Genomic DNA, 10,565 nt, shown 5'->3' with positions numbered 1-10,565 from the left:
CGCCATCCCGGCGGTCGCCCCGGCCCGGCTGGCGCTCGACGGCGCGCTGCGCGTCGCCGCCATGGACCTCGACGGCCTGACCACCGGGTTCCGGCTCGCCACCCACCTCAGCGTGGTGTGAGCGGCGGGCGGATCCGTGGGATCAGACGCCCAGGAACAGCCGCTTGCCGAAGTTCAGGGCGAGGTCGGCGTCGAAGATCTTCTGCGCCGCGGTCTCGATGTCGTAGGGCACGCGGTGGAACTCCACCACGCGCTCCTCGGTGTCGTACGTGACGAAGCAGGCGCGGTTGTCGCAGTCGCGCGGCTGCCCCACCGAGCCCACCGAGATCACGTACTTGTAGCCGCGGCGCAGGCCGAACCGCGTCGCCACCACCTCGTTCACGTCGCCGGAGGGGTGGATCGCGAACGACTTGCACAGGTGGGAGTGGCCCACGAAGTTCACGTCCTCGAGCCCGTCGAGGTGCGGGACGAGGTCCTTCGCCTGCTCCTTCGCGAACACGTACTCGTACGCCTGCGGCGCGGCCGGGTTGCCGTGGCTGAGCCCCACGCCGGGGAGCCGGTGCGTGTACGGCAGCGCCCGCAGCCACTCGAGGTGGTCCGGGTCGATGCGCGCCGCGGTCCAGTCCAGCGCGTGGCGGGCGGCGTCGTAGTAGAAGCTGTAGTCCATCCGCCCGGCCACGGCGGCGTCGTGGTTGCCGAGCAGCGTCACCTCGGCCACCTTGCGCACCAGCGCGCAGCACTCGTTCACGCTCGCGCCGTAGCCGACCACGTCGCCCAGGCAGTAGATGCGATCCGGGCGCAGGCGCTCCAGCGCGGCCAGCGACTCGCTCAAGGCCTCGAGGTTCGAGTGGATGTCGGAGATGATCCCGATGCGCATGCTCGACCCGTGCCGGGCGGCGCATGGTAGCCGCCGCGCGGATCGGAGGTCAACCCGGGGTTCCGACGCCGTTGAAGAGATCGTTTTCCAGGTCGTCGAAGTGCGCCAGGCCGCGCGCCTCGGCGTAGCGGGCGCGGATCTCCTCGGGCCGCAGCGTGCGGAGCCGGTCGAGCGAGAACTGCTCCACCGCGAAGCTCGCCAGCACGCTCCCGAGCACGATGGCCCGCCGCATGGTGGGGGCGTCGGCGCGCCCGCGGTGCGCGAGGTAGCCCATGAACCCGCCCGCGAAGCTGTCGCCCGCGCCGGTGGGGTCGAACACCTCGGGCAGCGGGAAGGCCGAGGCGGCGAACACCTCGTCGCCGGAGAAGAACAGCGCCCCGTACTCGCCGCGCTTCACCACCAGCGCCTTCGGCCCGAGCGAGAGGATGGCGCGCGCCGCCTTCACCACGTTGTGCTCGCCGGCGAGCTGGCGCGCCTCCGCGTCGTTCACGAACAGCATGTCCACGCGCTTCAGCGTCTCGAGCAGGCTCGCGCGCTTCGAGGTGATCCAGTAGTTCATGGTGTCGCAGCCCACGAAGCGGGGCCGCTCCACCTGGTCGAGGACCGCGCGCTGCAGGTCCGGGTCGATGTTGCCGAGGAACACGAACTCCGAGCCGCGGAAGGTCGGCGGGAGCACCGGCCGGAACCCGGCGAACACGTTGAGCTGCGTGTCGAGCGTGTGCGCGGTGTTGAGGTCGAACTCGTAGCGCCCCTTCCAGCGGAAGGTCCTGCCCGGCTCGCGCGAGAGGCCGGCCAGGTCCACGCCGCGCCCGGCCAGGAAGCGCACGTGCTCCTCCGGGAAGTCCTCCCCCACCACGGCCACCAGCCGCGTCGGGCCGAAGAAGCTCGAGCAGGCCGAGAAGTAGGACGCGGAGCCGCCCAGCACGTCCTCGCGCCGGCCGAAGGGGGTCTCGAGCGAGTCGAGCGCGACGGAGCCGACGACGAGCAGGGCCATCCGGGATCGTGCCTTTCCGCCCGCCGGGAGCCGCGGGCGCCCCGTACCTAGCCCGCCGCGGGCGTCCCGGTCAACGGCGCGGCGGCGCGCCGGCGCGGATCGCCGGGGCCGCCCTCCGCGGCGAGCTGGCCGCAGGCGGCGGCGATGTCGGTGCCGCGGTTCCTGCGGACCACCGCGGTCACGTTGCGCGCGACGAGCAGGTCGCGGAACCGGTCCACCGCGCCGGGCGCCGGGGCGGCGAACCCGAGGCCCGGGTTCTCGTTGTACGGGATGAGGTTCACCTTGGCCGGGATGCCGCGCAGCAGGCGCGCCAGCCGCTCGGCGTCCTCCGGCGCGTCGTTCACGCCGCCCAGCATCACGTACTCGAACGTGATCCGCCGCCCCTGCTTCATGGGGAACTCGCGGCAGGCGCGGAGCAGCTCGGCCAGCGGGTAGCGCCGGTTGATGGGCATGATCGCGTCGCGCTGCGCGTCGGTGGTGGCGTTCAGCGACACCGCCAGCTTCACCTGCGTCTCCTCGCCGAGCCGCCGCATCACCGGCACGAGCCCGGAGGTCGAGACGGTCACGTGGCGGTGCGAGAAGTTGGGGCCGTCCTCGGACAGGAGCAGGTCGAGCGCGATCTTCAGGCTGCGGTAGTTCGCGAGCGGCTCGCCCATGCCCATGAACACGAGGTTGGTGAGCGGCCGCGGCCCCTCCCCCTCCCCCAGCTCGATCAGCCGGCGGTTGGCGCGGTGCACCTGGTCCACGATCTCGCCCGGCGTGAGGTTGCGGGCGAGGCCCATGGTGCCGGTCATGCAGAACGTGCAGCCCACCGCGCAGCCCACCTGCGTGGAGACGCACAGCGTCTTGCGGTCGGTCTCCGGCATGTAGACCGACTCCACCAGCTTCCCGTCGCGCGTGCGCCAGGTCCACTTGATGGTGCCGTCGGCGGAGCGCTGCTCGGTGGCGCGCTCGAGGGTGGTGAGGCGGGTGCCCTCCGCCAGCCGCTCGCGCAGCGCGCGGGGGACGTCGGTCATCTCGTCGAGCGAGGCGGCGCCGCGAAGGTGCAGCCACCGGTAGACCTGGCGGGCGCGGAAGGGCTTCTCGCCCAGGCCGGCGATCAGGGCGGCGAGCCGCTCCTGCGGGAGCGAGCGGAGGTCGGGGGTGTCGTCGTGCAGGACGTCCATGCGGGCGTCTTCCTAAGACCGGGCGGCGGCCGGCGCGACCTCGGGCGCGGGGGCGTCGCCCCGCCGCGCGATCTCGACGCGGGTGACCCGCCGCTCGTCGCCGGCGCGCACCGTGAACGTGAGGCCGTCCCAGGCCAGCATGGCCCCCACCGGCGGCACCCGGCCGGCGGTGGCGGTGACGAACCCGCCCAGCGTCTCGTAGTCGCCCTGCTCCGGGAAGCGGACCTCCGGCGGCGGCTCGCCCTCCTCGGGCTCGGGGGCGTCCTCGCCGGCGGGGCGCGGGGCGGGCTCGTCCCGCTGCTCGTTCAGGAACGCCTGCAGGTCGTGGAGCGGGATGGCGGCGTCCGCCAGCCACACGCCCGGCGCGACCGCCTTCACCGGCGCGGCCTCCACGTCCGCCTCGTCCTGGATCTCGCCGACGATCTCCTCGATGACGTCCTCCATGGTGACGAGGCCGCTCGTGCCGCCGAACTCGTCCACCACCACCGCGAGGTGCGTCCGCCGCCGCTGCATCTCCTTCAGCAGCCGCGAGATCTTCATCTGCTCCGGGACGAAGAACGCCGGCTTCAGGTAGCGGTCCAGCGCGATGCGCCGCAGCGGCCCGTGCCGGAGCTCCTGGATGATGTCGCGCACCAGCAGGATGCCCACCACGTTGTCGATCGAGCCCTCGTACACCGGCATGCGGCTGTACGGGTTCTCGGTGACGATCCGCACCAGCTCGTCCGGCTCCACCGCGCGGTCCACCGCGACCATGCGCGTGCGGGGGATCATGACCTCCTTCGCGACGCGGTCGGCGAACTCGAGCACGCTGTTGAGCAGCTCCTCCTTCACCTCGTCGAGCACGCCCTCGCGCGTGCCCATCTCGATGAGGTACTCGATCTCCTCGCTCGTGACCGCCGGCGTGGGCGCCCTGCCGCCGCCGAGCAGCCCGACCACCGAGCCGGTGAGCCGGGTCACCGCCGCCGACAGCGGCCACATGGCCAGGCACAGCGCCTGGACCATGGGCATGGCCCAGAGCGCGACCGGCGCCGGGTGGCGCTTGGCGAGCGTCTTCGGGACGATCTCGCCCGCGAACAGGATCACCACCGTGGTCACCCCGGTGGCGATCGCGACCAGCGTCCCGTGGGCCCAGCCGCCGCCGGCGGCGAGGTCCGCGCCCACCGAGCCGGCCAGCGCGCCCGCGCCCACGTTCACCAGCGTGTTGCCGATGAGCAGGGTCGAGAGCACGCGCTCCGGGTGCTCGATCCACAGCCCCAGCAGGCGGGCCCGCCGGCCGCCGGTCTCGCGGAGCTGCCGGGCCCGGGGCTCGCCCAGCGCGGTCAGCGCCGTCTCGGTCCCCGAGCAGAAGGCGGAGGCGGCGAGGAACGCCACCCCCAGCAACCATTTCCATGTCGGTACTGCGTCCAAACTGCGGCTCTCCTGTTCCCCTGAAACGACGAAACCCGTCCCTGGGGCGGGACGGGTCCGTGCATTCTAGCCCGAACCGGGCGCGGCGCGCCCGGCCGAGCGGGGGAACGCCCCCGGGAGTGCAGGAAGATCGGCCGGTTAGCCGAGCTTCTTCCACTCGTAGGCGTGGACCTGCACCTCGGGGAAGAAGTACGAGACCTCGATCTTCGCGTTCTCGGCGCTGTCCGACCCGTGGACCGTGTTCTTCTCGATGTCGGTGGCGAAGTCCTTGCGGATCGTGCCCGCGTCGGCCTTCTTGGGGTCGGTGGCGCCCATGATCTCGCGGTTCCGCGCGACCGCGTTCTCGCCCTCGAGCACCATCAGGACCACCGGGCCGCTGGTCATGAACTTCACGAGGTCGGCGAAGAACGGCCGGGCCTTGTGCACCGCGTAGAAGCCCTCGGCCTCGGCCTTCGACAGCTGGGTCAGCCGGATCGCCACCGGCTTCAGGCCCTTCTCCTCGAAGCGGCCGATGATCTTCCCGATGATGCCCTTCTCGACGCCGTCGGGCTTGATGATGGACAGCGTGCGCTCGATCGCCATGTGATGCTCTCCGTTCGTTCCGTGTTCCGGGTTGCGGGAAAGCCGCGCCCCCGGCTCACCGTGAGCACGGGGGCGCGAGCGTCCCTGGATCCTCGGGGGCGCGCTAGTCGCGCTCCCCCTTGGCAGCCTTCTTGAGCGCCTTGCCGCCGCGCTGCGACGGCGCGGCGCTGCGCGCGCCGGCGCCCTTCTTGCCGGGCGCGGGGGCGGCCGGCCGCTTGCCGGCGGGCGGCGCCTTGACCGGCTTGGGGCGGGCGCGCCGCGACAGCGCGTCCTTCATGGCCCGGCCGAGCAGGTGCGGCCCGTCCACCACCACGATGCCAGCCTCGCGCATGGCCGCCATCTTCGCGTCGGCGGTGCCGGCGCCGCCCGAGATCACCGCGCCCGCGTGGCCCATGCGCTTGCCCGGCGGCGCGGTGCGGCCGGCGATGAAGCCGACCACCGGCTTCGTCATGTGCTCGCGCACGAACGCGGCGCCCTTCTCCTCCTCGCCGCCGCCGATCTCGCCGATCATGATGACCGCGTCGGTCTCGGGATCGTCCTCGAACAGCTGCAGCGCCTGCACGAAGTCGGTGCCGTGGACCGGGTCGCCGCCGATGCCCACCGAGGTGGACTGGCCGAGGCCGAGGTCGCTGAGCTGCTTCACCGCCTCGTAGTTGAGCGTGCCGGAGCGCGAGACCACGCCGATGCGGCCGGGCCGGTGCACGTGGCCGGGCATGATGCCGATCTTGCACTGGCCGGGCGTGATCACGCCGGGGCAGTTCGGCCCGACGAGCCGGGTCCTCGGGCGGCTCTCGACGTAGCGGCGCACCCGGACCATGTCGAGCACCGGGATGCCCTCGGTGATCGCCACGATGAGCTCGATGTCCGACTCGGCCGCCTCGATGATGGCGTCGGCGGCGAACGGGGGCGGCACGAAGATGGCCGCCGCGTTCGCGCCGGTCTCCTTCACCGCCGCCGCGACCGTGTGGAAGATCGGGACCGTCCCCTGGAACCGGGTGCCGCCGCGGTTGGGCGTCACGCCCGCCACGACGTTCGTGCCGTAGGCGAGCATCTGCTCGGTGTGGAAGCTGCCGGCCGAGCCGGTGATGCCCTGGACGAGGACCCGGGTGTTGCGATCTACGAGGATGCTCAAGGCGTGTGCCTCCCGCCGCTCGCGCGACGAATGGACCTGGATCTAGGCGGCCCGCGCGGCCTGGACGGCCTTCCGGGCTGCTTCGCCGAGATCGTCGGCGGGGATGATCTTCAGCTCGCTGTGGGCGAGGATCTCCTTGCCCAGCTCGACGTTGGTGCCCTCGAGCCGGACCACCAGCGGGATCGAGAGCCCCACCTGCTTGGCGGCGGCGACGATGCCGTTCGCGATCACGTCGCACTTCATGATGCCGCCGAAGATGTTGACCAGCACCGCCTTCACGTGCGGGTCGGAGAGGATGATCTTGAAGGCCGCGGTGACCTTGTCCTCGTCGGCGCCGCCGCCCACGTCGAGGAAGTTGGCCGGCTGGCCGCCGGACAGCTTGATGACGTCCATGGTGGCCATGGCCAGGCCGGCGCCGTTCACCATGCAGCCGATGTCGCCGTCCAGCGCGATGTACGAGAGGTCGTACTCCTTGGCCTGCGTCTCCTTCGGATCCTCCTCGTCCGGATCGCGCATGGCCGCGATGTCCGGGTGCCGGTAGAGCGCGTTGTCGTCGAAGTTCATCTTCGCGTCGAGCGCGAGCACCTCGCCGCCCACCGTGATGACGAGCGGGTTGATCTCGGCGAGCGAGGCGTCGGTGGCCACGTAGGCGTTGTACAGGCCGGTGGCGAAGCGCACGAACGCGGTGACCGAGTCGCCGGTGAGGCCGAGGCCGAACGCGAGCCGGCGGGCCTGGAACGGCATGAGGCCGGTCAGCGGCGAGATCCACTCCCGCAGGATCTTGTCGGGGTGCTTCGCCGCCACCTCCTCGATGTCCACGCCGCCCTCGACCGAGGCCATCACCGCCAGGCGCCCGATCTCGCGGTCCAGCGTCATCCCGAGGTACAGCTCGCGGGCGATCCGGCAGCCCTCCTCGACGTAGACCTTGCGGACCTCCTGCCCCTCCGGCCCGGTCTGCGGGGTCTTCAGCATCATGCCGAGCATGGCCTCGGCGTGCTGGCGGGCCTCGTCCGGCGAGCGGGCCAGCTTCACGCCGCCGCCCTTGCCGCGGCCGCCCGCGTGGATCTGCGCCTTCACCGCGCTGATGCCGCCGCCGAGCTGGCGCGCCGCGCCCTCCGCCTCGAGCGGCGTGACCGCGAGGTAGCCGCGGGGCACCGCCACGCCGAACTTCCGCAGGATTTCCTTCGCCTGGTACTCGTGGATCTTCAAGCCGAGCTCGCTCTCTCGTGGTGACGACGAAGGCCGGTCGTCCCCGGATGGGGCGAACGACCGGCCCGAGAAACCTACTACAGCTTGGTCTCGGCGACGGACTTCTTCACGCTGTCCACCGACCGCTGGAGCATGGCGCGCTCGTCGTCGTTCAGCTCGAGCTCGAGCACCCGCTCCACGCCGCCGGCGCCGATCACCACCGGGACGCCGACGAACAGGCCCTTCACCCCGTACTGGCCCTCCAGCAGCGCCGAGCAGGGCAGCACCCGCTTCTTGTCGCGCAGGTACGACTCCGCCATGGCGATCGCCGAGGCGGCCGGCGCGTAGAAGGCCGAGCCGGTGCCGAGCAGCGCGACGATCTCTCCCCCGCCCTTGCGCGTGCGCTCCACGATCGCGTCGAGCTTGGCCTTGTCGAGCAGCCGGGTGAGCGGCACGCCGGCCACCGACGAGTAGCGGAGCAGCGGGACCATGTCGTCGCCGTGGCCGCCGAGCACCATCGCCTGGACGTCCTGCGGCGAGACCCCGGCCGCGTCGCCCACGAAGTACTGGAAGCGCGCGGTGTCGAGCACGCCGGCCATGCCGACCACCCGGTTCTTGGGGAAGCCGGTGACCTTGTACATGGCGTAGACCATCGAATCGAGCGGGTTCGTGATGACGATGACGAACGCGTTCGGCGCGTACTGCTTGATGCCGTGCGCGACCTTGGTGATCGCGTCGAGGTTCACCTTCAGGAGATCCTCGCGGCTCATGCCCGGCTTGCGCGGCACGCCGGCGGTCACGATGCAGACGTCGGCGTCGCGGATGACCGAGTAGTCGGTGGTGCCGCCCCCGGTCACGTCCACGTCCCACTTGCCGACGCCGCGCGTCTCCTGCAGGTCGAGCGCCTTGCCCTTGGCGACGCCCTCCATGATGTCCACCAGGACGACGTCGCCGAGCTCCTTCTGCCCGGCCAGGAGCGCGAGCGTGCCGCCGATCTGTCCCGCGCCGATGAGCGCGATCTTCTTCCGCTGGGCCATGTGGTCTCTCCGGGGTTGGGAAGCCGCTACGCTACATGTGCTTGATGATCTCGTCGCCGAACTCGGAGCACTTCACCTCGACCGCGTCCGCGACGCCCTCGGCCTTCATCAGGCGCGCGAAGTCGTAGGTGACGCGGTGGCCGGCGATGGCGCCGTCCATGCCCTTGACGATGAGGTCGGCCGCCTCGTTCCAGCCGAGGTGCCGGAACATCATCTCGCCGGAGAGGATCACCGAGCCCGGGTTCACCTTGTCGAGGTCCGCGTACTTCGGCGCGGTGCCGTGGGTGGCCTCGAAGATGGCGTGGCCGGTGACGTAGTTGGCGTTGCCGCCCGGCGCGATGCCGATGCCGCCCACCTGCGCGGCGAGCGCGTCGGAGAGGTAGTCGCCGTTCAGGTTGAGCGTGGCGACCACGTCGAAGTCCTCGGGCCGGGTCAGCACCTGCTGCAGCGTGATGTCGGCGATGGCGTCCTTGACCAGGATGCGCCCCTCGGCGACGGCGGCCTTCTGCTCGGCGGCGGCGGCCTCCTCGCCGCGCGAGGCCTTGGTGCGCTCCCACTGCTCCCAGGTGTACACGCGGTCGGCGAACTCCCGCTCGGCGAGCGCGTAGCCCCAGTTCCGGAACGCACCCTCCGTGAACTTCATGATGTTGCCCTTGTGCACGAAGGTGACGCTCCGGCGCTTCTCGCGGACGGCGTACTCGAGCGCCGCGCGGACCAGCCGCTCCGTCCCCTCGCGCGAGACCGGCTTCACGCCCACCCCGGACGTCGCCGGGAATCGGATCTTCCGGTACTCCTTCGGGAACTCCTGCTCGAGGAACGCGAGCAGCTTCTTCGCCTGCTCCGAGCCCGCCTCCCACTCGATCCCGGCGTAGATGTCCTCCGTGTTCTCCCGGAAGATCACCATGTTGACCTTCTCCGGGCGCTTCACCGGCGAGGGCACGCCCCGGAACCAGCGCACCGGGCGGAGGCAGACGTAGAGATCGAGGAGCTGGCGCAGCGCGACGTTGAGCGAGCGGATGCCGCCGCCGATGGGCGTGGTGAGCGGCCCCTTGATGCCGATGAGGTACTCGCGGAACGCCTGGATCGTCTCGTCGGGCAGCCAGTTGTTGAACTTGGTGAACGCCTTCTCGCCCGCGTAGACCTCGGTCCAGGCGATCTTCCGGCGGCCGCGGTAGGCCTTCTCCACCGCCGCGTCGAGCACCCGGACGCTGGCGCGCCAGATGTCGCGGCCGGTGCCGTCACCCTCGATGAACGGCAGGATGGGCCGGTCGGGAACGTTCAGCTTCCCGTCGACGAGCGAGATCTTCGCCCCATCCTTCGGGACCACCGGCTTCGCATCCGCCATGACGAGCTTCCTCGCGTGTGGGGAGAGGTGGAGCCGGGGTCTTAGCATCGCGCCGCGTGGGGTGTAAAGGCGCTGACCGCTCCAACATTCGGAATTCGCGGCACTTTACAACGACCATGGCGGTCGATGTTGGACCGCCCACGGGTCACCCCTGAGAAGGGCGTCCGACGGCTGACCAGCCGCAGAGACGGAGGTTTCGCGCAGCGACGCGCGCGCGTGCGCGGGGGCTGCAGAGCGCCGCGAGCTCGATCTCGCGCTCGGCCCCGAACGAGGTCCGGGCGTGGCTCGGGGTGTGGCCCGGGTGCGCCATCAGCTCGGTCACGCCCTCCCCCACCTCGTCGAGCGCCGCGAGGAGCGCGTCCTCGGTCCAGGCCGGGCGCCGTGCCGCGTCGCCGAGGAACGCGTCGGCGGTCGCCACCCCCGCCGCGCGGAGCGCCGCGCGCATGGGCGCGTCGAGCGACCGCAGCGGCAGCCCACGCTCCGCCGCCACCGCGCAGAACGCCTCCCGCACCGCCGGCGCGGCGTGCGCGTGCTTGTGGCTGTCGAGGTGCGTGGGCGCGCCGCCGCGCAGCGCCTCGAAGCGCTCGAGCTGCCGCCGCAGCGCCGCCTCCGCCTCGGCCCGCCCGGCGCCCGGGTCGACGACGGCGTGCAGGCCGATCCCGAGCGAGCGCGGCGCGCGGGCCAGCGCCGCGGCCGCGAACGGCGTCTCGACCATGGCGGTGGCGCTGGTGACCAGCCCGCGCGCGTGCGCCTCGAGGATGCCCCGGTCGATCTCCGGGTCGTAGCCGAGGTCGTCGGCGTTCACGATCAGCCATCGCATGGCGGCGCCCGCGACCG

10 protein-coding genes are annotated in these 10,565 nt (G+C 71.8%); all 10 read right to left on the bottom strand.

The window, feature by feature from the left end; all coding sequences use genetic code 11:
- Nucleotides 1–142 precede the first annotated feature (142 nt).
- Nucleotides 143–877 (bottom strand): metallophosphoesterase, encoded by a 735-nt coding sequence (locus PSR1_RS08745; RefSeq protein WP_059437221.1) that lies wholly within the window; start codon nucleotides 875–877, stop codon nucleotides 143–145.
- 49 nt (nucleotides 878–926) lie between these two features.
- Nucleotides 927–1,871 carry a PfkB family carbohydrate kinase gene (locus tag PSR1_RS08740; RefSeq protein WP_059437220.1) on the bottom strand — a complete coding sequence of 315 codons (945 nt, stop codon included), beginning with the start codon at nucleotides 1,869–1,871 and terminating at the stop codon, nucleotides 927–929.
- A gap of 47 nt (nucleotides 1,872–1,918) precedes the next feature.
- Entirely contained in the window at nucleotides 1,919–3,037 is a 1,119-nt protein-coding gene (gene rlmN / locus PSR1_RS08735; RefSeq protein ID WP_059437219.1) for a 23S rRNA (adenine(2503)-C(2))-methyltransferase RlmN, read from the bottom strand.
- Between the two features lie 12 nt (nucleotides 3,038–3,049).
- Nucleotides 3,050–4,408 (bottom strand): hemolysin family protein, encoded by a 1,359-nt coding sequence (locus PSR1_RS08730; RefSeq protein WP_237757879.1) that lies wholly within the window; start codon nucleotides 4,406–4,408, stop codon nucleotides 3,050–3,052.
- Between the two features lie 174 nt (nucleotides 4,409–4,582).
- A complete protein-coding gene (ndk, locus tag PSR1_RS08725) occupies nucleotides 4,583–5,026 on the bottom strand; it encodes a nucleoside-diphosphate kinase (protein ID WP_059437217.1) in 444 nt (147 codons plus the stop codon).
- 103 nt (nucleotides 5,027–5,129) lie between these two features.
- Nucleotides 5,130–6,158, bottom strand: a complete 1,029-nt coding sequence (sucD, locus tag PSR1_RS08720; protein WP_059437216.1) for a succinate--CoA ligase subunit alpha — start codon at nucleotides 6,156–6,158, stop codon at nucleotides 5,130–5,132.
- A gap of 42 nt (nucleotides 6,159–6,200) precedes the next feature.
- Nucleotides 6,201–7,367 (bottom strand): ADP-forming succinate--CoA ligase subunit beta, encoded by a 1,167-nt coding sequence (sucC, locus tag PSR1_RS08715; RefSeq protein ID WP_059437215.1) that lies wholly within the window; start codon nucleotides 7,365–7,367, stop codon nucleotides 6,201–6,203.
- A gap of 77 nt (nucleotides 7,368–7,444) precedes the next feature.
- On the bottom strand, nucleotides 7,445–8,383 hold the full coding sequence (gene mdh / locus PSR1_RS08710; RefSeq protein WP_011420682.1) for a malate dehydrogenase: 939 nt from the start codon (nucleotides 8,381–8,383) through the stop codon (nucleotides 7,445–7,447).
- A 31-nt stretch (nucleotides 8,384–8,414) separates the two neighbouring features.
- Entirely contained in the window at nucleotides 8,415–9,728 is a 1,314-nt protein-coding gene (gene icd, locus PSR1_RS08705) for an NADP-dependent isocitrate dehydrogenase (protein ID WP_059437214.1), read from the bottom strand.
- 145 nt (nucleotides 9,729–9,873) lie between these two features.
- Nucleotides 9,874–10,548 (bottom strand): carbohydrate deacetylase, encoded by a 675-nt coding sequence (locus tag PSR1_RS08700; RefSeq protein ID WP_059437213.1) that lies wholly within the window; start codon nucleotides 10,546–10,548, stop codon nucleotides 9,874–9,876.
- Nucleotides 10,549–10,565 lie beyond the last annotated feature (17 nt).

Source organism: Anaeromyxobacter sp. PSR-1, from assembly GCF_000964525.1.
GTDB lineage: Bacteria > Myxococcota > Myxococcia > Myxococcales > Anaeromyxobacteraceae > Anaeromyxobacter.
This window is presented reverse-complemented; position numbering and strand designations above follow the sequence as displayed.